We start from the raw sequence: 23,885 nt of genomic DNA on the forward strand, positions 1-23,885 counted from the left end.
TGATCCCTATCGTGGAGGCCTTGTCAAGCCCTTCCATCCAACCCCCCAAGGAAATCACCATGACCCAGACTGTCCTCATCACCGGCTGCTCCTCCGGCTACGGCCTCGAAACCGCGCGCCACTTCCACGCCCAGGGCTGGAGCGTGATCGCCACCATGCGCAGCCCGCGGGCCGACCTGCTGCCCGCCGACGAGCGCATGCGCGTGCTGCCGCTCGACGTGACCCGTGCCGACAGCATTGCCGCCGTGCTGGCCGAGGCCGGGCGCATCGATGTACTGGTGAACAACGCCGGCATCGGCCTGTTCGGCGCCTTCGAGGCCACGCCCATGGCCACCGTGCGCGAGGTGTTCGAGACCAACACCTTCGGCCCCATGGCCATGGCGCAGGCCTTGCTGCCGCAGATGCGTGCGCGCCGCGCGGGCGTGATCGTCAATGTGACCTCCAGCGCCACCCTGGCGCCCATGCCCCTGGTGGCGGTGTACACCGCGAGCAAGACCGCCATCGAGGGCTTCACGGCGTCGCTGGCGTTCGAGCTCGACGCCTTCAACGTGCGCGTGAAGCTGGTGGAGCCGGGCTATGCGCCCTCCACCCGCTTCACCAGCAATGGCAGCGAACGCATGCAGGGCCTGATCCCCGAGGCCTACATGCCCTGTGCGCAAAGCGTGTTCGCGTCGCTCGGGCAGATCGGTGCTGTGACGAGGGAGGCCGATGTGGCTGAGGCGGTGTGGCGCGCCGCCACGGATGCGGGTGCGCAACTGCGCTTTCCCGCAGGGGCCGATGCCGTGGCGCTGGCCCGCGCGCAGGAACGGCAAGCGCGGTAGGCGACCCGCACGCAGCCCTCTGTGGCGCGGTTCCCCGGCCGTTTGTGGCACCATGCGCCGCGGGCCGGTAGGAGGGGATGGCGAGGCCGCCCGCGACCACAGACACAACGGGGGGCGAAAAAGATGGCAAAGATCAAACCAGCGCTGCTGGCTGCAATGTGCGCGGTATCCGGTGCGGCACACGCGTCGGAGATGGGGGCCTTGGCCTACATGCTGGGCTTTCAGCTTATCCACCTGGCATGGCCGCTGCTGTTGCCGGCCTTCTTCATCCGCGGCTACCTGCCGGGTGTCTGGTCTTATGCCATTCTGGTGGGGCTGGTCTATGCCGTCATCGGTTTTGTGCGCCTGCCGTTTTCCATCGTGGGCATGGTGGCGCCCTGGCTGGAGGTTCCCTTCCTGGGCATGGTGCTGCTCTTTGGCGAGCAACTGGTGGCGCTGGTGCTGTCGGTGCTTGCCGTTCGCAGGTACGGCAAGGCGCTGGTCGGGGCCCTGTTGGCGCCCCGGGGAGTGGGCTGACACCTCGGCGGTTGCTGCTGCTTTCCGCGTCGCTCAACGGCCGCGCCAACCGGGTGCGGTCTGTGTCCTCATGGTGTAGCCAATCTACAGGCAAATGCCTGGGCCGCTACATCCTCGGGTAGAGGCTGGGTGCTATTCTTTGACCCAGCATTTTCAGGAGCATTCCGTATGGCAGTAGAAAAAGTGGCCCTCGTCACCGCCGGTGGCAGCGGCATGGGCGCCGCTGCGGCGCGCAAGCTGGCGGCCGATGGTTACCGCGTGGGCATCCTGTCCTCGTCGGGCAAGGGCGAGGCGCTGGCCGCCGAGTTGGGCGGCCTGGGCGTGACCGGCTCCAACCAGTCCGTGGAGGACCTCACCCAACTGGTGGACCAGGCGGTGGCCCGCTGGGGCCGCATCGACGTGCTGGTCAACAGCGCCGGCCACGGCCCTCGCGCGCCGGTGCTGGAGCTGACGGACGAGCAATGGCACGTGGGCATGGACGTCTACCTGCTTAACGTGATCCGCCCGACGCGCCTGGTCGTGCCGCACATGCAAAAGCAGGGCGGGGGCAGCATCATCAACATCTCCACCGCCTGGGCCTTCGAGCCGAGCGCGATGTTCCCCACCTCCGCCGTGTTCCGTGCCGGGCTGGCGGCCTTCTCCAAGCTGTTCACCGACAGCTACGCCAAGGACAACATCCGCATGAACAACGTGCTGCCTGGCTGGATCGACAGCCTGCCTGCTACCGAGGAACGCCGCGAGACCGTGCCCCTGGGCCGCTACGGCAAGAGTTCGGAGATCGCCGCGACCATCGCCTTCCTGGCTTCGGAAGGCGGGGCCTATATCGCCGGGCAGAACCTGCGGGTGGATGGCGGGCTGATGCGCTCCGTCTGACCTGGCTCAGGTCGCCGTCGCGCGGGTGCCTGGGGCTGCATGCAGGGTGGGCTGCGCTGGCGGGTCCATCGCCATCGGCGCATCCGGCAGCCAGCGGCACGCCAGCACGCCCAGCAGGGCGACGGCGGCGGCCGCAGCCCACACGGCCTGCAGCGCATGCGGGCCGGCTTCGGCGATGGCAGTGGGGTGGCCGGCCACCAGCGTGTGCAGCACCTCGGCGAACAGCGTGGTCAGCAGCGCCACGCCCACGGCGCCGCCCAGGCTGCGCAGCATGACCGGCACAGCGGTGGCGATGCCCATGAGCTGCACCGGCGATGCACGCTGCGAGACCATGGTGATGATGGGGAACAGCACGCCGATGCCCATGCCCAGCGGCAGCAGGCAGGCCGACAGCACCAGCGGCTGCGCGGGCGCCCACTGCATGGCGGCGGCCAGCAGCACGAAGCCCAGCACCACCAGCGCGCTGGCGCCCATGCCCAGATTGCGGGCCGGCACGCGGGCGCGCAGCAGGCGGCCGCTGCCGATGGCGGCAGCCGTCACCCCCGCCATCAGCGGCAGCAGGTGCCAGGCGGCCGTGGTGGGCGCCAGGTGCAGGGCGGTCTGCAGGTAGGCGGGCATGAACACCACCGCCGCATACAGCGCCACGCCGGTGACCAGCCCGATCACGGACGCCGCCGCATACACCGGCCGGCCGAACAATGACAGCGGCACCAGCGGGTGCGCGGCCCGGCGCTGGCGCAGCAGGAAGGCCGTGGTGCACAGCGCGCACACGGTGCCCAGCACGGCGGCCGACAGCCAGTCGGGCAGTTGCAGGCGCTCGTGCTGCGTCATCAGCAAGGCGCTGCACAGCGCAGCGGTGAGCAGCACCGCGCCGAGGTGGTCGATGGGCGTGCGCGGACCCCGGGCCTGGCCGCGCAGCGTGGTCGCCAGGATGCCGAAGGCCACCAGCGCCAGCGGCACGTTCAGCCCGAAGGCCCAGCGCCAGGACAGGTGCTCGGTCAGCCAGCCGCCCGTGAGCGGCCCGAACATGGTGGCCACGCCGTACACCGCACCCAGCAGCGACTGGTAGCGCCCGCGCTCTGCCTGCGGGAACATCGCGGCCACGGTCAGCATGGTCAACGTCATCAGCCCGCCGCCGCCCGCGCCCTGCAGCGCGCGTGCCAGCACCAGCTGCAGCATGCTCTGGCTGGCCGCGCAGGCCAGCGAGCCGAGGAGGAAAAGGCCGATGGCCAGCAGCAGCATGGGCTTGCGGCCATGCACGTCGGCCAGGCGGCCATACAGCGCAATCACCACCGTGGCGGCCAGCAGGTAGGCCGAGAAGGTCCAGGCCGGCGGCAGGCTGCCCGGCATGTCGCGGGCGATGGAGGGCAGGGCGGTGGAGAGGATGGTCTGGTCCAGCGCGGCCAGCACCAGCATGAGCATCAGCGCGAGCAGAAGCAAGGCTGTGGAGCGGGGCTGGGCCAGTTCAGGCGGCTGCCTGGCAGGCATGGGGTTGGATGTCGTCATGGCCGGCAGTGTCGCGGCGCTGCATGGTTCTGTACAGTGCAATGATTTGAACATACAGTTGCACCGTATGAAAACGTATGACCTCAACCTGTTGGTCGCACTCGACGCGCTGCTGGCCACCAGCAGCGTGACGGCCGCGGCCGAGCGCATGCACCTGAGCACCCCGGCCATGAGCCATGCGCTGGCCCGCATCCGCGAGGTGTTCGGCGACGCCATCCTGGTGCGCGCGGGCCGCCAACTGGTGCCCACGCCGCGCGCCCTGGCGCTGGCCGAGCCCGTGCGCCAGTTGCTGGCCCAGGCCCGCGCGCTGCAGTCGCCCGGCGAGGGGTTGGGCGGCCTGGCGCAGGTGCGCCGGCACTTTGTGGTGCGCGCGCCCGAGGGCATGGCCGTGGTCTACGGCGCGGCGTTGTCGCAGGCGCTCGCGCAGGAGATGCCCTTGGCCAGCCTGCAGTTCCTGGCCGAGAGCCACAGCGATCCCGCCGCATTGCGCGAGGGACGGGTGGACCTGGACGTGGGCGTGTTCCGCAGCCGCGACCCGGAGGTGGAGTGGCAGGCGCTGTCGCAGCAGCCACTGGTGGGTGCGGCGCGCGCGGGCCATTCCCTGCTCGCCAAGCCGCTGACCCCGGCACGCCTGGCGGCTGTGCGCCATGTGGGCGTGACGCTGCGGCCTGGTGAGCCCAGCACGCTGGACGATGCGCTGGCCGCGCTGGGCCTGGCGCGCATGGTGGCGCTGCAGGTGCCCAGTGCTTTTGCAGCACTGATTGCGGCGTCGCGGTCGGACCTGGTGGCTTGTGTGCCTGAGCGGGTGGCGCGGGGCATGTCTCCGTCACTGAAGCTTGAAGTCTTTGCGTTGCCGTTGCCGTTGCAGAGTGACACCACGCGCATGGCGTGGCATCCGCGGTACAGCGCGGATGCGGCGCACCGGTGGTTGCGGGAGTGTCTTTTGAAGGTGTTGGACGATCCGATGATCAAGGGGCCGGCGGTGAAGGTTTTGCGCGCGCGGCGTTAGCTTCCGTGTTGGTTGTTGCTTCTGTTATGTGCTGAGGGCGGAGGCCGGGATGTGCGCCCGGCGGCGCAGTAACTTTCTCTTGGCCGCCAAGAGAAAGTCACCAAAGAGAAGGCGGCCCCCAGTCTGCGTCCCCCGTTCGCCCTGTCGGGCGATGGGGGCAACCTGCGATGCTCGGGCCTGGGGTGGTGCCGATGAACTCGCTGCGTTCTTCGAACTCCGCTCAGACAGCATCGGCAAGCTAGAGCACGAAGTGCGTGTGTCCTGCGGCACACGCACCCACCCCAGGCCCTGCGCTTCTCGGCGCAGCCAGAAGGGGTGGGGAGCGGGGACAGAAACGGCTGCTGCTGCGCAGCTGCGCCTGGGGTCGGTTACGCGCGCGGTGCGCGCTGCCGACGGGCGGCGCAGCCGCCCTGGCGAGCCGAGCGCAGCGAAGGACCACAGGCCGAGCGAAGCAATGGCCCGTGTGGGGCCCGCTCCCACCCCCTTCTGACCGTGCCGAGAAGCGCAGAAGCTGGGGTGGCGTGTGTGCCGAAGGACACACACGCTTCGTTATCTGACTCGCCGCAGATGTTTGAGCGGAGTTCGAAGAACGCAGCGAGTTCCGAGGCGCACCCCAGCTTCGAGCATCGCAGGCTGCCCCCTCGTACGCAGTGCGAGGGGGACACGGGCAGCGGGGTCGCCTTCTCTTTGGTGACTTTCTCTTGGCGACGCAAGAGAAAGTTACTGCGCCGCCGGGCGCACACCCCGGCTCCCGCCCTCAATCAAAGCATGCAGCCACCACGCGCCGCAAGCACCGCACAAGACGCAAAGAGCTATCTCAACACCAGCACCGGAATGTGCGAATGGGTCAACACATGCTGCGTCTCACTCCCCATCAACAACCGCTTGACCCCCCTGCGCCCATGCGATGCCATCACGATCAGATCCGCCTTGTGCTTCCTGGCCGCCGCGATGATCGCCTCGGCCACCAGGTCGGATTTGTGGACCACGGCCTTCACCGTGATGCCGCGCGCGGCGCCGCGGGCCTTGACGGCATCGACCATGGCCTGGGCGGCATCGTTCCACTGCTGCTCGATGCGCTTCACGTCGCTCATCTCCACGGGCATGCCGCCTTCGAAGTAGCTGCGCGGGTAGCGCGGCACCACCTTGAGCGCGATCACGGTGGCCGAGGTCAGCTCGGCCAGTGCCAGCCCATGGTCCACGGCCTTGTCGGACAGGGTGGAGCCGTCGGTGGCAATCAGGATGCGTTGGTAGTACATGGTGGTCTCCTGGCTTGTAGATGGCGCAAGCGTACGGACCATGATGTTCCTCGCCTTGATCCAGGTCAACAAGCCAACCGGGCTGCGGCGATAGGCTTGAGCCATGTCAAATGCCACCCCCAGCCCCGCAGATGCAAGCCCGCCGGTGGCCTCGCCACAGCAGCTGCACGCCACACTGCTCGATGATCCGCAGGAATGGCCTTCCTTCGGCCGCCCCTGCGATGGCTACGGTGCGCCGGTGGAGTCCGCTGCGGGGGACGCACCCGCGTGGGAGTCGCATGTGGTGCTCTCGGGCATGCACTGCGCGGCCTGCGCCCTCACCATCGAAGAGGCGCTGCGCAACGTGCGCGGCGTGCTGCAGGCCGATGTGAGCGCCACCACGCACCGTGCGCGCGTGGTGTGGCAGCCCTCGCAGGTGCTGCCCTCCACCTGGATGGCCGCCGTGGCCCGTGCGGGCTACCAGGCGCTGCCGGCCATGGATGCGCTGGCCCGCACCCAGCGCCAGCAGGAGAGCCGGCGCGCACTGTGGCGCTGGCTGGTGGCCGGCTTTTGCATGATGCAGGTGATGATGTACGCATGGCCCGCCTATGTGGCGCAGCCGGGCGATCTGTCGCAGGAGATGGAGACGCTGCTGCGCTGGGCCTCGTGGGTCATCACGCTGCCGGTGGTGTGTTTTGCCTGCGGCCCGTTCTTCGCCAGTGCGCTGCGTGACGTGCGCCTGCGCCGCGTGGGCATGGACCTGCCCGTGGCGCTGGGCATGGCGATTACCTTTGCCGTGAGCACGGCGGGCACCTTCGACCCTGCGGGCATCTTCGGCAAGGAGGTGTACTTCGACTCGCTGACCATGTTCGTGTTCTTTCTGCTCACCGGCCGCTGGCTGGAGCTGCGCCTGCGCGACAGCACCGCCGGCGCGCTGGAGGCGGTGATGAACCGCCTGCCCGACAGTGTGGAGCGGCGCGGTGCCGATGGCGCTTTCACCCGTGTGGCCACGCGCCGCCTGGCGGTGGGCGATGTGATCCGGGTGCTGCCGGGCGAGGCCTTCCCGGCCGATGGCTGCATCACCGAAGGCAGCACGCAGGCCGATGAGGCCCTGCTCACCGGCGAGTCCACGCCCGTGGCACGCCCGCTGGGCAGCCGCGTGGTGGCGGGCAGCTACAACCTGCAGGCGGCGGTACAGGTGCGCGTGGAGGGTACGGGCAGTGCCACGCGCTTTGCACAGATCGTGGCGCTGATGGAAAGCGCATCGCTGCAGAAGCCCCGCCTGGCGCAACTGGCCGACCGCGTGGCGCGGCCCTTTCTCATCGCCGTGCTGCTGGCCGCCGTGATCGCCGCTGCGTACTGGTGGCCCAGTAGCCCCAGCCACGCGCTCATGGTGGCGGTGGCGGTGCTCATCGTCACCTGCCCTTGCGCGCTGTCGCTGGCCACGCCGGTGGCCATGCTCACCGCCGCCGGCACCCTGGCGCGCCATGGTCTGCTGGTGCGCAACCTGCAGGGGCTCGAAGCCCTGGCGGCGGTGGACACCCTCGTGTTCGACAAGACCGGCACGCTCACCCGCGATGGCATGGCCCTGCAGGGCGTGCACACCATCCCCGGCCTGGCGCGGCACGATGCCTTGGCGCTGGCCGCCGCCCTGGCGCGCCAGTCCATGCACCCCGCGTCACGGGCCCTGTGCGCGGCGGCGGATGGCGGCCCTGGTCGTTGGGCGGCCACGGAGGTGGTGGAAGAAGCAGGGCAGGGCCTCACCGCCCGCGTGATCGACACCACCGGTGCGGTGGCCCCGCGCCGCCTGCGCCTGGGGTCTGCGCGCCACGCGGGCGTGGGGGCGGGGCAGGGCGCCGACAGCGCGGCCCTGCAGGTGGTGCTGTCTGAGGAAACCGATGAGCTTGGCGCGGCTGTTGAGCTGGCCCGCTTCACCCTGGCCGAAAGCCTGCGGCCCGAGGCCCGCGACGTGGTGCAGGCGCTGCAGCGCGAAGGCGTTGCCGTACACATGCTCTCGGGCGACCGCATGGCGTCGGTGCAGCGCGTAGCCTTGCAGGCCGGCATTGAACAGGCGCAGGGCGACTGCTCGCCGGGCGGCAAGCTCGCCGCGCTGCAGGCATTGCAGTCGCAGGGCCGCCAGGTCGCCATGGTGGGCGACGGGCTCAACGACGGGCCGGTGCTGGCAGGCGCCCATGTGTCCTTCGCCTTTGGCAGCGCCGTGCCGCTGGCGCGTTCGCGCGCCGACTTCGTGGTGCTGGGCGGCAGCCTGCAGCTGGTGCTGCAGGCCGTGCTGCTGGCGCGCCAGACGTTGCGCGTGGTGCGCCAGAACCTGTGCTGGGCGGCCGCCTACAACGCGCTGTGCGTGCCGCTGGCGGTGCTGGGCAACATGCCCGCCTGGCTGGCCGGGCTGGGCATGGCATTGAGCTCGCTGCTGGTGGTGCTCAACGCCTCGCGCCTGGCCCGGCTGGTGGGGGAAGAGAGGGCTGGACAGGACGCTGCCTGTGCCCTACCCAGGACCGCGCTGGAGACCGTGTGATGGACATCCTGTACCTGCTGATCCCCCTGTCCGTGGTGCTGGTGCTGCTGATCCTGGCCGGCCTGTGGTGGGCCGTGTACCGCGGGCAGTTCGAGAGCGTGGAGCAAGAGGGCGAGCGCATTCTCAGGAACGATTGACCTGCGTCAATACCGCCCGGCCCCCGCTGCGGGAGACTCTTTACAACACAAAGAGGTGCCCGATGGATTCAACGCAAAACACAGCTGCAGCGCACTACCACGACACGGTCGTGCGGCAGTTTTCTATCATGGCAGTGGTATGGGGGGTGGTGGGTATGTTGGTGGGCGTCATCATCGCCGCCCAGCTGGCCTGGCCTGAACTCAACTTCGGCATTCCGTGGCTCAGCTACGGGCGCCTGCGGCCACTGCATACCAACGCCGTCATCTTCGCCTTTGGCGGCTGCGCGCTGTTTGCCACCAGCTACTACGTGGTGCAGCGCACCTGCCAGGTGCGGCTGTTTGCCGCGCCGCTGGCGGCCTTCACCTTCTGGGGCTGGCAACTGGTCATCGTGGCGGCGGCCATCAGCCTGCCCATGGGCTACACCTCGGGCAAGGAATACGCCGAGCTCGAATGGCCCATCGACATCCTGATCACGCTGGTCTGGGTGTCCTACGCCATCGTGTTCTTCGGCACCGTGGGCATGCGCAAGGTGCGCCACATCTACGTGGCCAACTGGTTCTTCGGCGCCTTCATCCTGGCCGTGGCCATCCTGCACCTGGTCAACAGTGCTGCGGTGCCTGCCGGCTGGATGAAGAGCTACTCGGCCTATGCCGGCGTGCAGGACGCCATGGTGCAGTGGTGGTACGGCCACAACGCGGTGGGCTTCTTCCTCACCGCCGGCTTCCTGGGGATGATGTACTACTTCATCCCCAAGCAGGCTGGCCGCCCGGTGTACAGCTACCGCCTGTCCATCGTGCACTTCTGGGCGCTGATCTTCACCTACATGTGGGCCGGCCCGCACCACCTGCACTACACCGCGCTGCCCGACTGGACGCAATCGGTGGGCATGGTGTTCTCGCTGATTCTGCTGGCCCCCAGCTGGGGCGGCATGATCAACGGTGTGATGACCCTGTCGGGCGCCTGGCACAAGCTGCGTGACGACCCCATCCTGCGCTTTCTGATCGTGTCGCTGTCGTTCTACGGCATGTCCACCTTCGAGGGCCCGATGATGTCCATCAAGACCGTCAACGCCCTGAGCCACTACACCGACTGGACCGTGGGCCACGTGCATTCGGGCGCCCTGGGCTGGGTGGGCCTGATCTCCATGGGCTCGCTGTACTACCTGATCCCCCGCCTGTTCGGCCGCGAGAAGATGCATTCCGTGCCGGCCATCGAGCTGCACTTCTGGATGGCCACCGTGGGCATCGTGCTGTACATCGCCGCGATGTGGATCGCCGGTGTCATGCAGGGCCTGATGTGGCGCGCCATCAACCCCGACGGCACGCTCACCTACACCTTTGTCGAAAGCGTCAAGGCCACCTACCCCTTCTATGTGGTGCGCCTGGCGGGCGGCCTGCTGTACCTGGGCGGCATGCTGGTCATGGCCTGGAACGTGTGGGCCACCGCCATCGCCGGCCGCTCGGTCAAGGTCGCCATCCCTGCTGTGCATGCTGCCCATGCAGCCGCCCACGCCTGAGCCAGTACGAAAGAGCTGATCCATGTCTGACAACAAGACCCCTGCGACCACCGGTTTCAGCCATGAAAAGGTGGAGACCAACAACTTTTTGATGATCGTGCTGATCCTGCTGGTGATCGCCATTGGCGGCCTGGTGGAGATCGTGCCGCTGTTCTTCCAGAAGTCCACCACCGAGGCCGTCAAGGGCGTGGAGCCCTATACCGCCACGCAGCTCATCGGGCGCGACATCTACATCCGCGAGGGCTGCTACAACTGCCACTCGCAGATGATCCGCCCCTTCCGCGCCGAGACGCTGCGCTACGGCCACTACTCGGTGGCTGGCGAGTTCGTCTACGACCACCCCTTCCAGTGGGGCAGCAAGCGCACCGGGCCCGACCTGCACCGCGTGGGCGGCAAGTACAGCGACGAGTGGCATCGCATCCACCTGAACAACCCGCGCGACGTGGTGCCCGAGTCCAACATGCCCGCCTACCCCTGGCTGGAGAAGACGGCAGTCATCCCTGGCGACGCAGCCCCCCGCATGAAGGCCCTGCGCACCGTGGGCGTGCCCTACACCGACGAGCAGATCACCGACGCGGCCGCTGAGCTCAAGGGCAAGACCGAGATGGACGCCCTGGTTGCCTACCTGCAGGTCATGGGCCGCGCGCTGAAGTAAGCAACACCACATCCTGGGAGATAGCAATGGACATCACGACTATGCGCATCGTCGCCACCCTGGCCTCGCTGGCCTGCTTTGTCGGCATCTGGGTCTGGGCCTACCTGGGCAGCAACAAGGACCGCTTCGACGAAGCGGGCCGCGTGCCGTTCGAGCACGAATGACCGTGCCCGCCTCAAGAACAACGACAACCACATGAACAAGAGAGCACCCCATGAGTGACTTCACCAGCAATTTCTGGTCGGTCTTCGTGACCGCCGTGACCCTGGGCGGCATCGTTGCCTGCGGCCTGCTGCTGTGGATGGCCGGCCGCAAGAAGGTCATGGCCACCGCCGACAACACCACCGGCCACGTCTGGGACGAAGACCTGGTCGAGATGAACAACCCCCTGCCGCGCTGGTGGGTGTGGATGTTCGTCATCACCATCGTCTTCGGCCTGGCCTACCTGGCCGCCTACCCCGGCCTGGGCACGTTTGCCGGCAAGCTCGGCTGGACGCAACTGGGCGAGTACCAGGCCGAGATGGACAAGGCCAAGGCCGAGCTGGCACCGCTGTACGCCCGCTTCGCCGACATGAAGCCCGAGGACATGGCGCGCGACCCGCAGGCCCATGCCATTGGCGAGCGCCTGTTCATGAACAACTGCGCGCAGTGCCACGGCTCCGACGCACGCGGCAGCAAGGGCTTTCCCAACCTTGCCGATGCCGACTGGCTGCACGGTGGCGCGCCCGAGAAGATCCGCGAAACCATCGCGCAGGGCCGCACCGGCGTGATGCCGCCCATGGCGGCAGCCGTGGGCACGCCCGAGGACGTGCGCAACCTCTCGCACTATGTGCTGAGCCTCTCCAAGAGCCCGCACGACTCGCTGCGCGCATCGCTGGGCAAGTCCAAGTTCAATGCCTGCGCTGCCTGCCACGGCATGGACGGCAAGGGCAACCAGGCCCTGGGCGCCCCCAACCTCACCGACGACGTGTGGCTGCACGGCTGGGGCGAGGCCGCCATCACCGCCATGATCAACAACGGCAAGACCAACCAGATGCCGGCCCAGGCCGAGAAGCTGACCGAGGCGCAGATCGCCGTGCTGGCCTCGTATGTGTGGAGCCTTTCGAGCAACGGCGGCGCAGCCGCCGCGCGATGACTGTGTGACCTGAACCCTGGCGCACGGGCTTCGCCGCCATATGGCGGGGCTGTAGCGCGCCGGCCGGTGCATGCCCCGAAGGGCATTGCGTCCGGCCTCCTATTCGAGAACTGCCATGAAGCCACCCAGCGGGCCTGCCCGCAAGGTCATTCCCATCACCCCGGTCGCTGCCGCCCCTGGGGGCAGCACCGACTCAGCGGCCGAAGTCGTGTCGCTGTACGAGGCGCAAAAGAAGATCTACCCGCGCTCCATCAGCGGCACCTTCGCCCGCTGGCGCTGGGCCATGGTGGCCCTCACGCAGCTGGTGTTCTATGCCGTGCCCTGGCTGCAGTGGGGCGAGCGGCAAATGGTGCTGTTCGACCTGGGCGCGCGGCGCTTCTACCTGTTCGGTTTCGTGCTGTACCCGCAGGATTTCATCTACCTCACCGGTCTGCTCATCGTCAGCGCGATGTCGCTGTTCCTGTTCACCACAGTGGCGGGGCGCCTGTGGTGTGGCTTTGCCTGCCCGCAGACGGTGTACACCGAGATGTTCATGTGGATCGAGCACCAAGTGGAGGGCGAGCGCAGCGCGCGCCTGCGCCTGGATGCCGGTGGCTGGACCTGGGAGAAGGTCCGCAAGAAGTCCGTCAAGCAGTTCCTGTGGATCAGCGTGGCGCTGTGGACGGGTTTCACCTTCGTGGGCTATTTCGTACCCATCCGCGCACTGGGTGCCGAGTTGCTGGCGCTGCAGGGCAGCTGGCAGATATTCTGGGTGCTGTTCTACGGCTTTGCCACCTACGGCAACGCCGGCTACATGCGCGAACAGGTGTGCAAGTACATGTGCCCGTATGCGCGCTTCCAAAGTGCCATGTTCGACAGGGACACCCTGGTCGTCAGCTACGACCTGGCGCGTGGCGAACCGCGCGGTCCACGCAACAAGACCGTGGACTACAAGGCCAAGGGCCTGGGCGACTGCATAGACTGCACGTTGTGCGTGCAGGTCTGCCCCGTGGGCATCGACATCCGCAACGGCCTGCAGTACGAGTGCATCGGCTGCGGCTTGTGCGTGGATGCCTGCAACACCGTGATGGACAAGATGCACTACCCGCGCGGCCTTATCCGCTATGCCACCGAGAACGCCGTGGCCGCACGCTGGAGCGGCGCGCAGATGCTGCGGCGCGTGCTGCGGCCCCGCGTGCTCATCTACAGCGCCATCCTGCTCGCGCTGTGCGTGGGCCTCACGGCCAGCCTGGCACTGCGCACCGCCTTCAAGGTCGATGTGGTGCGCGACCGTGCCGCGCTCTCGCGCATCGTCGCGGGTGGGCAGCTCGAAAACATCTACCGCCTGCAGATCATGAACGCCACCGAGGCCGGCCAGCGCTACCGCATCGGCGCGCACGGGCTCGATGGGCTCAAGGTTGCTTCCGAGGCTGAGGTCGATATCGGTGCAGCCGAATCGCGCTGGGTCGCGGTGCGCCTACAGATCCCGTATGGCTCGGCCGCACCCGGCTCGCACCCCGTGCAGTTCGAGATCGAAGCCCTGGGCGGCGGCGGCCATGTCACCGAGAAGTCGGTGTTTCTGGTGCCACGCTGACCGTGCCTTCCTGCCCACCACCTCTCTTTTCCAGGAGTACCGACATGCCATCCCCCTCCGTCGCGGCAGCGCCCATCGCTGCCCCTGCCGTCCCGTCCGCCCCCTGGTGGAAGTTCGGCCATGTCTGGCTGGTCATCTCCGGCCCGGCCATCGTCGTCGTCGCGGGCTTTGCCACCTTGTGGCTGGCCATCGCCCGCCCCGACCCCGTGGTGGCCGAGGACTACTACCGCCAGGGCATCGAGATCAACAAGACGCTGGAGGACAATCCCAGCAGCCTGGCCCCCGCCATGAAGGCCCGCAACCATGCGGCCACGCCCGAGCACGACAGACCGCGTTGAGCGATTTGGAACAATCCAATGAAGGAGACAAGCCCATGAGACTGCAGCGTTTGATGTGGATCGCCTGGCCCGCCTTTCTGACGGCCGGCGTGCTGGAGATGCTGGTTTTCGCCATGGTGGACCCGCAGGACATGCATTGGTTCGGCCAGCCCCTGGCCCTGTCGCGCGAGGGTGTCTACACCATCGCCTTCTTCGTGTTCTGGCTGGTGACCATCGCATCGAGCGCGCTCACCACGCTGCTGTCCATGTCGCCGTTCGAGGTCAACCGCTGCCCGGTGCCGGTGACGGAGCGGCCAGCGGACTGTGCCCGACATCAACAGCCCTGAGCAGGGCAGGGAAAACCGGGAGGGCGCGGGCTGGCACAGCTCTTGAATGCGGGCAGTGATGTCCCTACAGTAGCGGGCAGGCCAGCACCATCGCTGTGCCTATGCCTCGCACCCTCCCGCCATGTACCTGAGCCACGCCCGCGTCGAATTGCTGTCCCGCCTGATGGGCCGGCTGGAGGCTGCCGAACTGCCTGGCAGCGCCCCCTTGCGACTGGCCGTGGGCACCGACCTGCTGGCCCTGCTGCAGGCCGACCATTTCGCATCCTACGCCTGGGACGACGCCGCCCAGCGCTTTGGCGACCGCGCCTCCATCCACATGGACGACGCCAACCTGCAGGCCTACGAGGCGTACTACCAGTACCGCGACCCCATCACCCACCAGCTGCGCCAGCGCCGTGCGCCCACCCTGGTCACGCAGATCCTGCCCCAGCAGGAACTGATGAAGACCGAGTTCTTCAACGACTTCCTGGCCCGCGACGGCCTGCACCACGGCGTGAACCTGTTTGCCTGGGACGGCGAGCGCAACCTGGGCGACCTGCGCATCTGGCGCAGCCGCCAGCGCGGGCCGTTTGATCGCGACACGCTGGACCTGCTGCGGCTGGTGCAGCCGGCGTTCACCGGCGCGCTGCGACGGCTTGGGGAGCGGCCGGTGGACGCGGCGCCGGTTGCGCCTGCACCCGCTTCACCCGACCCCTGGCAGGGCCTCAACGGCCGCGCCCGCGAAATCGCCCAGGCCCTGTGCGCCGGCTGGCCCGACAAGAAGATCGCGGCCGAGTTGGGGATTGGCTATTCGACCGTGCGCACGCATGTGGATGCGCTGTTCGAGCGGTTTGGGGTGCACAACCGGACGGAGCTGGTGCGGCGGTTGCTGGGCGCAGGGGCCATGCACTAGGCTGGTGGGCTGTGCTCTGCGCGCCGATGGCATGGTGCTCACCCTGGCGATAATCCAATCCATTCGTCGCCGAGGGATGTGTCTTGAAAAAACTGATGGTATTGGGGACTGCCGCATGCGTGGCAATCGGGGCAAGCGCACAGTCTTCCATCCTGCTGGAGGCATGCAACAACATCGTCGATAGCAGCAAGCGGTTGGCTTGCCTGCAGGAACTGATGAATAGCAGACCTGCCGCGTCGTCACAGCCTGATGCGAGCGGCGAACGGGTGAGAAATGCTTTTCTGGGATTGCAGGGCACCGTTTCATCCGGAATTTCCTACAGCCTCTATACGCAGCAACTCATAGAGCCCGCCAGTGCTCTGGGTGTCTATCGGGCAAGTCCAAAGGCCGATCCAGCGGCGGTGGAAATGTTGGAGTTGGCGTTGCAAGCGTACAGAGACGCTCAGACTCTATGGAGGGCCTCGATATATGACAGCAAAGACGTAGGCCTCCGGGGGCGCATATTTCCCTATCGGGAGTTGGACCTTGTAGATCTGGTCGAGAAGTATCAGTTGCCAGTTATTTCGATGGTTTATGTGAATGACCATCTGTCCATTGACGCAGCCCTGCCATTGGTCTGGCGTCAGGCAAGTGATTTGGCGAAGGCGGCACTGCAGCAACTTGAGAAGCCTGGCAGTCAGCCGCAGGGACCCAGGTCCTTGGCGACCCAAATCTACATTCGTACAGGATTGAGGCTGGACGGGTCGATGAAGATCCTGCACGCCGACAAGGAATTTGCGAACTCGGAGTTTCCGGCGGGAGGCGTTTTGGAGTCGATAGGTGGTGTGCCATTGTCAAGCCTCGCGCAGTTGATGACGATGATCAATGCCATGAAAAAGGGTGGGGCGGGCTACGATGTTGCAGTCAGGTACTACGGCATGACCTTGCCTCTGTTCTTGAAGATCAAGTAGGTGTTGGACATTTTTCATGCCCACAGTAGCCGACTGGACTGGCGCCTGCAACGGATGCGCGCGTCTACGCCGCGCGCATATGGTCTCTCACTCCCCCGCCCGGTACCGATAGTCCACCGGCACAAACGCATACTTCCCCTTGCCTTCCTCGCGCAGATGGCCCACGCCGGGGTAGGGGAGGTGCGCCGCAGCCACCATGCGCCGCTCCCTGGTCAGCCGCGCGAACTGCTGCAGCCGCTGTGCCCGGGCATCGCGCGGCACCACATCGTAGGCGATGGTCACGTCGGGCCGGGGCATCTGCACGGCCTGCACGTGCAGGATGTCGCCGATGAACTCCAGTGCCTCACCGCCCTTGCCCTGCAGCACGAAGAAGGCGTGGCCGGGCGTGTGGCCCGGGCTGGGGCGCGAGCGGATGCCGGGCACGATCTCCACCGCGCCGGTGAAGGGGCGCACCTGGCCTGACTTCACATACGGCCCGAGGGCGGTGGTGCCTTGCTGGAAGTAGGCCTTGTCGTAGCCGCGCACGCCTTGCTGGTTGCCGGGCGCGAGAAAGAAGTCCAGATCGGCCTTGCCCACGTGGATGGTGGCGTTGGGGAACACGCGCTCGCCTTGGGAATCCACCAGCCCGCCGCTGTGGTCGGTGTGGATGTGGGTGATCAGCACGTCGTTGATCTGCGCAGGCTCCACACCCACGGCCTTGAGGCTGGCCACCAACTGGCCACCCGCGCCCGGGCCGAAGAAGGCACCCGCGCCGGTATCGACCAGCGCCAGCCGGTCACCGGCGTAGACCAGGTAGGCGTTGATCGACGCCTCCACCGGGTTGGCGGCAAAGCCGCGTTGGAGCAACTGGTCGGTCTGCGCGGGCTTCAGGTGCAGCAGGGCGTGCAGGTCCTGCGGCACCGAGCCGTCGGACAGGGCCACTACCTGCACGCCGCCCACGCTGAAGCGGTAGAAGCCGGCCTGTTGGGATGCGGGGGGAACGCTGGCCGGGGCTGCAGGCGCGGCGGCCTGGGCGATGGCCAAGGCGGGGCCGAGCAGCGATGCGGCGACGGCCAGGGAGAGGAGGGAGCGGCGTGTTGATGTCATGTCTTGAAGGGAATGAAGTGGGTGGGCGGATCGGTGGTGAATGGCGGCGGTCTCACGCCACGCGGCCATGCGGAAACATCTGCGCCTTGGCATCTGCATCGAGCTCGGCCTTGAAGGCGTGCTTCGTGGCCAGGGCCATGGCCGCGATGGCGGCAGGCCGGGCATTGAGTTCGTCGAAGTGGCGCTTGATGTTCGGAAACTTCGCCCACGCCGCATCGCCCAGCAGGTAGGCCAGGCCGCCGCACCAGCCCCAGAGCGACATGTCGACGATGCTGTACTGGTCATCGCCCAGCACATAGCGGCGCGTGGCCAGCCGTGCGTCGAACAGCGCCCAGTGGCGTTCGGCCTCGAAGAGGTAGCGGTGCAGCGCATACTCCTTGGGTTCGGGCGCGTAGTGGGTGAAGTGCACGGCCTGGCCGGTGAAGGGCCCCAGGCCCGTGGCGGCCAGCATCAGCCACGACAGCATCTCGCCACGGCCGGCTGCGCCGGGTGTGCCCAGAAAGCGCCCGGTCTTCTCGGCCAGGTACAGCAGGATGGCCGCGCTGTCGAACACCACCGCATCGCCATCGACCAGCGCCGGCACCTTGCCGTTGGGGTTGATGGCGCGGTAGGCGGCGGTGTGCTGTTCGCCCTTGGATGTATCGACGGGCACTATCTGGTAGGGCAGGCCCAGTTCCTCCAGCAGCAGCGCGACCTTGCGCGGGTTGGGGGTGGGGTGGTAATAAAATTGGATCATCTGAAGCTCACAGTCAATGCAGTGGAAAGGTGCGCAACGATAGGGCGCACAGGCACCGCAGCGTGAGTCGGAATTGCCGATAGGAGGTATAGGCACCATGGATATCCGGCGTTCCGATCTGCCGCTGTTGATCTCGCTCGATGCGCTGCTCGATGAGCTCAACGTCACGCGCGCAGCGCGGCGCCTGAACATCAGCCAGCCCAGCCTGTCGGGCCAGTTGGCCAAGCTGCGCGACCTGTTCGAAGACCCCCTGCTCGTGCCCGCCGAGAACGGCCGCGGCATGGTGCCCACGCACCGCGCGCTGGAGTTGAAACCCCGGCTGAGCGAGGCGCTCAACCAGCTGCGCGGCGCGGTGGAGCTGGGCGACAGCTTCGACCCCGCCACCGCGCGCCGCGCCTTCGTCATTGCCGCCAACGACAGCGTGTTCAGCATCCTCGGCCTGGCGGCGCTGGGCCGCATCGTGGGCATCGGCAACCCGGACCTGCGCGTGAGCTTCGTGCCTGCGGCCGACTCCGGGCTGGTGGAACGCATGGAGCGCGGCGAGGTGGACCTGTACCTGGGTGACGTGGGCAAGGTGCCCGGCCCGCTCAAGTCGCGCTTTCTGATGGGCGACCGCTTCGAGATGGCGCAGCGCATCGGCCACCCGCGCGGCAAGGTGGCCGCCACGCTCGACGAATACTGCGGCCTCTCGCATGTGCTGGTCTCGCAGGTGGGCCACCCGCACAGCCAGATCGACGACCTGCTCGCTGCCCTGTCACGCAGCCGGCGCGTGGTCGTCACCGTGCCCAGCTACAACCAGGTGGCCCTGGTGCTCACGCACACCGACTGCGTGGCCACCCTGCCCAGCCACCTGCTGCGCCGCTACGCGCAGATCCTGGAGATACTGCCCGCGCCGTTCGAGATACCGCCCTTCAACCTGGCCATGGCCTGGCACACCCGCGCGCAGGCCGATGCGGGGCACCGCTGGCTGCGCGAGCTGTTCGTTACGGCCGTGGCGGAGCAGGCGGGGGCGCAGTAGCGGCCTTCAAGGCGCAACGGTCTTCACTTTCCATTTCGTCCATCTTTCTGAGAAACATCGATATGCCAGATACCCAAGACCCCACCGCGCAAGCGCCAGTCATCCTGATAACGGGTGCCAGCCGCGGCGTCGGTGCCGCCACCGCGCGGTTGGCTGCGGCACAAGGGTATGACGTGGCGATCAGCTTCGTCGCCAACGAGTCTGCTGCCCAGGCGGTGGTGGCCGATGTGCAGGCCCTTGGGCGCAAGGCCCTGGCCGTGCGCGCAGACAGCGCAGACCCGGTGCAGGTTGCCGAGCTGTTTGCCGCCACTGACGGGTATTTCGGCCGCATCGACGTGCTGGTGAACAACGCTGCGGTACTGGCGCCGCAGTCCCGGCTGGAGGACCTGGGCTACGAGCGGATGCAGCGCATCTTCGCGGTCAACTCCATCGGACCCATCCTCTGCGCGCAGCAGGCCGCCAGGCGCATGGCGTACCGCCACAACGGGCGGGGCGGCAGCGTGGTCAACATCTCGTCGGCAGCAGCCCGGCTCGGCAGCCCCGGCGAATACGTCGACTATGCCGCGTCCAAGGGCGCCCTGGAGACCTTCACCACCGGCTTCGCCAAGGAGGTCGCGCGCGAAGGGATTCGCGTCAACTGCATCCGCCCCGGGCATATCTACACCGACATGCATGCCAGCGGCGGCGAGCCGGGCCGGGTGGACCGCGTGAAAGACTCGATCCCCATGGGACGCGGCGGCCAGCCGGAAGAGGTGGCCCGGGCCATCCTCTGGCTGGCAAGCGCCGAGGCGTCCTTCATCACAGGCACCTTCCTCGATGTGACCGGCGGCAAGTGATACGAATTCGCCTTCAACCGTCTAACTTCGTTGGTTCGCCTTGCCGTGCTAAGGCACTGTCTGCGGCTTCCCGCCTAGTTATACGGTTGGATGCAAATCCGTATGAGATACCGGGTGCGGCGCCCGGCCATTGCGCCGGCTACGCGCCCTGCACCCTGGGGGCCGGCAAGCGTCCCAGCACTTTCTCGATCTCCATCCCGATGGCCAGCAGTTTGCGGTCGCTGCCCACGGGTCCGTCAATCTCCAGCCCCACGGGCAGTCCGCTGGCGGTGAGCCCGGCTGGCACCGACAGACCGGGTATGCCGGCGTTGCTGCCAGGGTCGGTGTTGCGGATGAAGGTGGCGAATGTGTCCGCGTCCGCGCCGCCGTTGAGCTTGACGGTGGACGAGCCCTTGGCCCGGTCCATGGGTACGGCGGGCAGTGGGGTGGTCGGGAACAGCAGGGCATCGAGCTGGCCCTGCGCAAAGGTGCTGGCATACAGCGCCTGCAGCTGCGGCCGGTGCACGGCCATGGCCTCGGGGTAGGCGGCGCCGAAGGCGTCGGCGGTGATGGCACCGAAGGCGCCCTGCACGTCGGGGCTGGCCACCTTGGCCGCGACCTCGGCCACCGTCTTCACGGGGGCGTTGTTGGCCGCCAGGTAGGCCGGCAGGTCGGCCACGGGCTCGTGCAGCGCGATCTGGAACGACATCTTCTCATTGAGCGGCAGCAGCTGCGCCATGTCCACCTCCACCAGCGTGGCGCCGGCCGCGCGCAGTTGGGCCAGGGCGGCATTCACCACCGTGGCCAGCGAGGCATCGAGCCCCGCCCACAGCGGGCGCGGCAGGCCCAGGCGCACGCGCGCCAGTGGCATGGCGGGCAGGCTGGCATCGCCGGTGATCACCGCATCGAGCAAGGCCACGTCGGCCACGGTGCGGCCCATGGGGCCCACGGTGTCGCGCGTGTGGCTGATGGGCACGACGGCCAGCGGGTCGTGGTAGCGGCGCTCGGCCCCGCCATTGCCCACCGAGGGGCGCAGTCCCACGATGCCGCACAACGCGGCGGGCACGCGGGTGGAGCCGCCCGTGTCCGTGCCCAGGCCGGCCGCCACCATGCGCGCGGCAATGGCTGCGGCCGTGCCACCCGACGAACCGCCGGGGATGCGCGTGGGGTCGTACGGGTTGCCCACGGCGCCAGCGAACGGCGAAAAATTGGTGCTGGTGATGCCGAAGGCCAGCTCGTGCAGGTTGGCCTTGCCCAGCACGATGGCGCCGGCGTCGATGAGCTTTTGCAGCGACGGCGCCGTGCGCGATGGTCGAAAGCCCTGCAGCGCGGGCGTGCCGCCCGTGGTGGGCAGGCCGGCCATGTTGATGTTGTCCTTGGCCACGATCACCAGGCCCGCCAGCGGGCCGAGGGCGGCACCTGACGCACGCGCCGCATCAATGCGCCGCGCGGCGGCCAGGGCGCCGGCTTCGTCGAGCGTGATGAGAGCATTGAGGGACCGCAACGCCTTGGCACGCGCCACCAGGGCGGCCACATAGTCCACCGCCAACAGCCGGCCGCCCTTGATCTGTGTGATGGCCTGCGCGGATGTCAGTTGCGTGAGGTCCGATGGCGTGGATGCCGTGCTCGCGCAGGCGGCCAGCCAGGCAGGGGCGGTGAGGGTGCCGGCGAGGGCGCCGGTGCGTTGCAGAAACCGGCGGCGGGGCTCGGGCGAGGGGTGGCTCATGAAGGCGCTCCTGAAGGTCGAAACTCGGAGCCTTCAGGTTATCGGCGCATGGCCCGGCGCGGTATCCCCAGGATTGAGGAGGCGGGCCCCCAACGGGACCCGCCTTCCCTCACAGGAAAAGAACGACGCGCTCGCCAGCGGCTCGCGAGCAGCAGGCCATCATGCGCTGGTTGGCCTGGCGCTCGGTCTTGGTCAGCACCTTGTCGCGGTGGTCGATGTCGCCGCCGGCCACCTGCACCTCGCAGGCACCGCACAGGCCTTCGCCGCAGTCGCAGGGCACGTCAACGCCTGCGGCCTGCAGCGCCTGCAGCAGGGTCTGGTGGCGGGGCACCTCGATGGTGAGGCCCGAGTCCTTGAGCTCGGCGACGAAGGCGTGCTCCTTGCTCGGGTCGAGCGCTGCGTTGTCGGTGCTGAAGTGCTCGAAGCGCAGTACGCTCTCGGGCCAGTGCTCGGCCAGGGTTTCGAGTTCGGCGATCAGGCGGTCCGGCCCGCAGGCATAGACGCGGGTGCCACCGTCCACATGCCGCAGCATCGCGGGCAGGTCCATGCGCTGGCCCTCGGCCTTGATGTGCAGGGTGGCGTGGCTGGCATGGTCCTTTAGCACCCGGTCCAGCAGCGCCATGTTCTGGCGCGAGCGGCCCGCGTAGTGCAGCGCGTAGGGCAGGCCCAGGGCCTTGAGCCGGTCGGCCATGGCGAGGATGGGCGTGATGCCGATGCCTGCGGCCAGCAGGATGTGGTGGGCGCCCGCTTCGTCAACGCGAAACAGGTTCTTCGGCCCGGCCAGCTGCAACTCGTCCCCAGGCTGCAGGGTGTCGCAGAAGTGGCGCGAGCCGCCGCGGCCGCCTTCCTCGCGCTGCACCACGATCTCGTAGCAGCCCGGGTGGGCGCCCGCGCCGCACAGCGAGTACTTGCGCCGATGGCCCCCGGCGATGAGGTCGATGTGCGAGCCTGCAGTCCAGGCAGGCAGGGGCGTGCTACCGGCAGCGGCGATCACGAAGCGGTAGAGGCCTTCGCCCTCGGCGATCTTGTCCTTGAGGACCACCGCGCGGGCAATGCCGTCCTTGGGCGGCGGGCCGATCTGGAACCTGGCGAGGACGGCAGGCGCCTTGTCGGCCTGGCGCTCGGGGTTCTGCAGCGGATCCCACTGCACCCACAGCGCGGACGGGCCGCGGAACGAGGTGTTCGAGAGGAACTCGAACTGCTGCCCTTCGACGAGTGCGATGTGCGGCAGGCGGCACACGAATTCTTCAAGGAAGATGCGCATCTGCATGCGCCCGATGTTCTTGCCCATGCACTGGTGTGCGCCGTAGCCGAAGGTCAGGTGTTCCACCGCATTCTCGCGGTGCAGGTCCACCCGGTCCGGGTCTTCGAAGTGGCTGGCGTCCGCGTTGGCCGATGCCTGGAACAGCAGCAGCTTGCCACCCTGGGGGATCGCCACGCCGCCGACCTCGGTGTCGCGCGTGGCCATGCGCCGCCAGGCGATGATGGAGCCGGCCACGCGCAGGCATTCCTCCACCGCGTTGGGGATCAGCGCGGGCTGCGCGCAGATCTCTTCCCACGCATGGCGGTGCGACAGCAGGGTCATGAAGGCGTTGGCCGTGGCGTTCGACGTGGTCTCGTGCGCGGCGGCCAGGATGGCCATCATCATCGAGCGCAGGTAGGACTCGGTCACGATGTCCGGGTGTGCGTGGTGCTGGCGGATCGAGTCGTACATCCAGCCCTGGCCGTCGGGCTGGGCCATCATGGTGTCCAGGATGCCCTGGGCCGTCTGCCAGAAGCGGCCCACGTTGTGGGCGATCTCCAGTTGCTCCTGCGCCGTGGGCCGGCCCCAGGTGTTGAGGGTGTGTGCCACCGCGAAGTTGCGCAGCTGCTCGGCCCCTTCGTCCGGCACGCCCAGAAAGTGCAGTGCGATGGTCAGCGGAATCTCGTAAAACATGTCGGCCACCAGGTCCGCACGCCCCTTTTCGACAAAGCGGTCCATGTACTTGCGCGCGAGTTCGCGGATAGGCTGCTCGTAGTCCATCAGGCGCTCGGGCATGAAGGCGTCCATCAGCAGGCGCCGGCGCGCCATGTGGTCCGGCTCGTCCTCGTTGACCATGGTGCGGTTCATCGCGAAGCCATAGCTCTTGAGGATGGCCAGCACCTCGTCGGTGGCGGGCGTGATCTTTTCGAGCGCGACCGAGGGCGAGAACAGGAGGTTGTCGCGGAACACCGCCTTCACGTCCTCGTAGCGCGTCACCACCCAGTAGCCGAGCTCGGGGCTGTAGAAGACCGGCTCCTCCTCACGTGCCCAGCGCACCACCTCGGCCGGGTTTTGCTGGTAGCTGGGGGCGAAGGGGTCGAACGCCGCCGCACGCGCGCTCACGGGGCAGCCCGTGGGGCTCTTCAGGGCGGCGGCCATCGCCGCATGGTCGACCGGGCAGCGGGAGGCGTTGGCGGGGGCTGTCATCGTGAATCTCCTTTGCGTAAATGTATTACGCAA

General features: G+C 67.8%; 23 protein-coding genes. 17 read left to right on the plus strand and 6 right to left on the minus strand.

What is annotated here, in order from left to right; genetic code table 11:
- Positions 1–59: 59 nt before the first annotated feature.
- The 3 genes from AC0IZS_RS19780 to AC0IZS_RS19790 all read left to right on the plus strand — a co-directional run bounded on the left by AC0IZS_RS19780 (position 60) and on the right by AC0IZS_RS19790 (position 2,210).
- A complete protein-coding gene (locus AC0IZS_RS19780; protein ID WP_471637174.1) occupies positions 60–821 on the plus strand; it encodes an SDR family oxidoreductase in 762 nt (253 codons plus the stop codon).
- Positions 822–944: 123 nt separating this feature from the next.
- A complete protein-coding gene (locus AC0IZS_RS19785; protein ID WP_471637175.1) occupies positions 945–1,337 on the plus strand; it encodes a hypothetical protein in 393 nt (130 codons plus the stop codon).
- A 168-nt stretch (positions 1,338–1,505) separates the two neighbouring features.
- A complete protein-coding gene (locus AC0IZS_RS19790; RefSeq protein ID WP_471637176.1) occupies positions 1,506–2,210 on the plus strand; it encodes an SDR family oxidoreductase in 705 nt (234 codons plus the stop codon).
- 6 nt (positions 2,211–2,216) lie between these two features.
- Here AC0IZS_RS19790 and AC0IZS_RS19795 read toward each other — a convergent pair whose 3' ends face one another.
- Positions 2,217–3,716 (minus strand): MFS transporter, encoded by a 1,500-nt coding sequence (locus AC0IZS_RS19795; RefSeq protein ID WP_471637177.1) that lies wholly within the window; start codon positions 3,714–3,716, stop codon positions 2,217–2,219.
- A gap of 67 nt (positions 3,717–3,783) precedes the next feature.
- Here AC0IZS_RS19795 and AC0IZS_RS19800 point away from each other — a divergent pair, with 67 nt between their 5' ends.
- Positions 3,784–4,725: a LysR family transcriptional regulator gene (locus tag AC0IZS_RS19800; RefSeq protein ID WP_471637178.1), complete on the plus strand. Its 942-nt coding sequence runs from the start codon at positions 3,784–3,786 to the stop codon at positions 4,723–4,725.
- A gap of 812 nt (positions 4,726–5,537) precedes the next feature.
- On the opposite strand, the gene AC0IZS_RS19805 is transcribed toward AC0IZS_RS19800, so the two are convergent.
- On the minus strand, positions 5,538–5,984 hold the full coding sequence (locus tag AC0IZS_RS19805; RefSeq protein WP_471637179.1) for a universal stress protein: 447 nt from the start codon (positions 5,982–5,984) through the stop codon (positions 5,538–5,540).
- Positions 5,985–6,087: 103 nt separating this feature from the next.
- Between AC0IZS_RS19805 and AC0IZS_RS19810 the strand changes: the two genes are divergently transcribed.
- The 11 genes from AC0IZS_RS19810 (at position 6,088) to AC0IZS_RS19860 (ending at position 16,022) form a co-directional block, all read left to right on the plus strand.
- Entirely contained in the window at positions 6,088–8,499 is a 2,412-nt protein-coding gene (locus tag AC0IZS_RS19810; protein WP_471637180.1) for a heavy metal translocating P-type ATPase, read from the plus strand.
- A complete protein-coding gene (gene ccoS, locus AC0IZS_RS19815) occupies positions 8,499–8,636 on the plus strand; it encodes a cbb3-type cytochrome oxidase assembly protein CcoS (RefSeq protein ID WP_007860012.1) in 138 nt (45 codons plus the stop codon). Before AC0IZS_RS19810 ends, ccoS begins: the two co-directional genes overlap by 1 nt.
- 62 nt (positions 8,637–8,698) lie before the next feature.
- Positions 8,699–10,153, plus strand: coding sequence for a cytochrome-c oxidase, cbb3-type subunit I (ccoN, locus tag AC0IZS_RS19820; protein ID WP_471637181.1), 1,455 nt, complete (start codon positions 8,699–8,701; stop codon positions 10,151–10,153).
- 22 nt (positions 10,154–10,175) lie between these two features.
- Positions 10,176–10,808 (plus strand): cytochrome-c oxidase, cbb3-type subunit II, encoded by a 633-nt coding sequence (ccoO, locus tag AC0IZS_RS19825; protein ID WP_471637182.1) that lies wholly within the window; start codon positions 10,176–10,178, stop codon positions 10,806–10,808.
- A 26-nt stretch (positions 10,809–10,834) separates the two neighbouring features.
- Positions 10,835–10,972 carry a cbb3-type cytochrome oxidase subunit 3 gene (locus AC0IZS_RS19830; RefSeq protein WP_057206393.1) on the plus strand — a complete coding sequence of 46 codons (138 nt, stop codon included), beginning with the start codon at positions 10,835–10,837 and terminating at the stop codon, positions 10,970–10,972.
- Positions 10,973–11,022: 50 nt separating this feature from the next.
- Positions 11,023–11,943 (plus strand): cytochrome-c oxidase, cbb3-type subunit III, encoded by a 921-nt coding sequence (gene ccoP / locus AC0IZS_RS19835; protein WP_471637183.1) that lies wholly within the window; start codon positions 11,023–11,025, stop codon positions 11,941–11,943.
- Between the two features lie 115 nt (positions 11,944–12,058).
- Positions 12,059–13,516 (plus strand): cytochrome c oxidase accessory protein CcoG, encoded by a 1,458-nt coding sequence (ccoG, locus tag AC0IZS_RS19840; protein ID WP_471637184.1) that lies wholly within the window; start codon positions 12,059–12,061, stop codon positions 13,514–13,516.
- Positions 13,517–13,560: 44 nt separating this feature from the next.
- The gene (locus tag AC0IZS_RS19845) at positions 13,561–13,854 is read left to right on the plus strand and encodes a FixH family protein (RefSeq protein ID WP_471637185.1); all 294 of its coding nucleotides are present in this window, start codon (positions 13,561–13,563) and stop codon (positions 13,852–13,854) included.
- Between the two features lie 35 nt (positions 13,855–13,889).
- Positions 13,890–14,180, plus strand: a complete 291-nt coding sequence (locus tag AC0IZS_RS19850) for a hypothetical protein (RefSeq protein ID WP_471637186.1) — start codon at positions 13,890–13,892, stop codon at positions 14,178–14,180.
- Positions 14,181–14,301: 121 nt separating this feature from the next.
- Positions 14,302–15,072 (plus strand): helix-turn-helix transcriptional regulator, encoded by a 771-nt coding sequence (locus tag AC0IZS_RS19855; protein ID WP_471637187.1) that lies wholly within the window; start codon positions 14,302–14,304, stop codon positions 15,070–15,072.
- 83 nt (positions 15,073–15,155) lie between these two features.
- The gene (locus AC0IZS_RS19860; RefSeq protein ID WP_471637188.1) at positions 15,156–16,022 is read left to right on the plus strand and encodes a hypothetical protein; all 867 of its coding nucleotides are present in this window, start codon (positions 15,156–15,158) and stop codon (positions 16,020–16,022) included.
- 87 nt (positions 16,023–16,109) lie between these two features.
- Here AC0IZS_RS19860 and AC0IZS_RS19865 read toward each other — a convergent pair whose 3' ends face one another.
- Together AC0IZS_RS19865 and AC0IZS_RS19870 are read right to left on the minus strand one after the other, a co-directional pair.
- Positions 16,110–17,108, minus strand: a complete 999-nt coding sequence (locus tag AC0IZS_RS19865) for an MBL fold metallo-hydrolase (RefSeq protein WP_471637189.1) — start codon at positions 17,106–17,108, stop codon at positions 16,110–16,112.
- A gap of 52 nt (positions 17,109–17,160) precedes the next feature.
- Positions 17,161–17,844: a glutathione S-transferase family protein gene (locus AC0IZS_RS19870; RefSeq protein ID WP_471637190.1), complete on the minus strand. Its 684-nt coding sequence runs from the start codon at positions 17,842–17,844 to the stop codon at positions 17,161–17,163.
- Between the two features lie 97 nt (positions 17,845–17,941).
- Between AC0IZS_RS19870 and AC0IZS_RS19875 the strand changes: the two genes are divergently transcribed.
- Together AC0IZS_RS19875 and AC0IZS_RS19880 are read left to right on the plus strand one after the other, a co-directional pair.
- On the plus strand, positions 17,942–18,862 hold the full coding sequence (locus AC0IZS_RS19875; protein ID WP_471637191.1) for a LysR family transcriptional regulator: 921 nt from the start codon (positions 17,942–17,944) through the stop codon (positions 18,860–18,862).
- 62 nt (positions 18,863–18,924) lie between these two features.
- A complete protein-coding gene (locus tag AC0IZS_RS19880; protein ID WP_471637192.1) occupies positions 18,925–19,698 on the plus strand; it encodes an SDR family oxidoreductase in 774 nt (257 codons plus the stop codon).
- 139 nt (positions 19,699–19,837) lie between these two features.
- On the opposite strand, the gene iaaH is transcribed toward AC0IZS_RS19880, so the two are convergent.
- Positions 19,838–21,403, minus strand: a complete 1,566-nt coding sequence (gene iaaH, locus AC0IZS_RS19885) for an indoleacetamide hydrolase (protein WP_471637193.1) — start codon at positions 21,401–21,403, stop codon at positions 19,838–19,840.
- Positions 21,404–21,512: 109 nt separating this feature from the next.
- On the minus strand, positions 21,513–23,852 hold the full coding sequence (locus AC0IZS_RS19890) for a cytochrome P450 (protein ID WP_471637194.1): 2,340 nt from the start codon (positions 23,850–23,852) through the stop codon (positions 21,513–21,515).
- Positions 23,853–23,885 lie beyond the last annotated feature (33 nt).

This window comes from Acidovorax sp. AC410, assembly GCF_979253235.1.

Bases quoted from the DNA above. Each gene is read 5' to 3' on its own strand.
- AC0IZS_RS19780 (WP_471637174.1), top strand. From the start codon at position 60: ATGACCCAGACTGTCCTCATCACCGGCTGCTCCTCCGGCTACGGCCTC.
- AC0IZS_RS19785 (WP_471637175.1), top strand. From the start codon at position 945: ATGGCAAAGATCAAACCAGCGCTGCTGGCTGCAATGTGCGCGGTATCC.
- AC0IZS_RS19790 (WP_471637176.1), top strand. From the start codon at position 1,506: ATGGCAGTAGAAAAAGTGGCCCTCGTCACCGCCGGTGGCAGCGGCATG.
- AC0IZS_RS19795 (WP_471637177.1), bottom strand. From the start codon at position 3,716: ATGACGACATCCAACCCCATGCCTGCCAGGCAGCCGCCTGAACTGGCC.
- AC0IZS_RS19800 (WP_471637178.1), top strand. From the start codon at position 3,784: ATGAAAACGTATGACCTCAACCTGTTGGTCGCACTCGACGCGCTGCTG.
- AC0IZS_RS19805 (WP_471637179.1), bottom strand. From the start codon at position 5,984: ATGTACTACCAACGCATCCTGATTGCCACCGACGGCTCCACCCTGTCC.
- AC0IZS_RS19810 (WP_471637180.1), top strand. From the start codon at position 6,088: ATGTCAAATGCCACCCCCAGCCCCGCAGATGCAAGCCCGCCGGTGGCC.
- ccoS (WP_007860012.1), top strand. From the start codon at position 8,499: ATGGACATCCTGTACCTGCTGATCCCCCTGTCCGTGGTGCTGGTGCTG.
- ccoN (WP_471637181.1), top strand. From the start codon at position 8,699: ATGGATTCAACGCAAAACACAGCTGCAGCGCACTACCACGACACGGTC.
- ccoO (WP_471637182.1), top strand. From the start codon at position 10,176: ATGTCTGACAACAAGACCCCTGCGACCACCGGTTTCAGCCATGAAAAG.
- AC0IZS_RS19830 (WP_057206393.1), top strand. From the start codon at position 10,835: ATGGACATCACGACTATGCGCATCGTCGCCACCCTGGCCTCGCTGGCC.
- ccoP (WP_471637183.1), top strand. From the start codon at position 11,023: ATGAGTGACTTCACCAGCAATTTCTGGTCGGTCTTCGTGACCGCCGTG.
- ccoG (WP_471637184.1), top strand. From the start codon at position 12,059: ATGAAGCCACCCAGCGGGCCTGCCCGCAAGGTCATTCCCATCACCCCG.
- AC0IZS_RS19845 (WP_471637185.1), top strand. From the start codon at position 13,561: ATGCCATCCCCCTCCGTCGCGGCAGCGCCCATCGCTGCCCCTGCCGTC.
- AC0IZS_RS19850 (WP_471637186.1), top strand. From the start codon at position 13,890: ATGAGACTGCAGCGTTTGATGTGGATCGCCTGGCCCGCCTTTCTGACG.
- AC0IZS_RS19855 (WP_471637187.1), top strand. From the start codon at position 14,302: ATGTACCTGAGCCACGCCCGCGTCGAATTGCTGTCCCGCCTGATGGGC.
- AC0IZS_RS19865 (WP_471637189.1), bottom strand. From the start codon at position 17,108: ATGACATCAACACGCCGCTCCCTCCTCTCCCTGGCCGTCGCCGCATCG.
- AC0IZS_RS19870 (WP_471637190.1), bottom strand. From the start codon at position 17,844: ATGATCCAATTTTATTACCACCCCACCCCCAACCCGCGCAAGGTCGCG.
- AC0IZS_RS19875 (WP_471637191.1), top strand. From the start codon at position 17,942: ATGGATATCCGGCGTTCCGATCTGCCGCTGTTGATCTCGCTCGATGCG.
- AC0IZS_RS19880 (WP_471637192.1), top strand. From the start codon at position 18,925: ATGCCAGATACCCAAGACCCCACCGCGCAAGCGCCAGTCATCCTGATA.
- iaaH (WP_471637193.1), bottom strand. From the start codon at position 21,403: ATGAGCCACCCCTCGCCCGAGCCCCGCCGCCGGTTTCTGCAACGCACC.
- AC0IZS_RS19890 (WP_471637194.1), bottom strand. From the start codon at position 23,852: ATGACAGCCCCCGCCAACGCCTCCCGCTGCCCGGTCGACCATGCGGCG.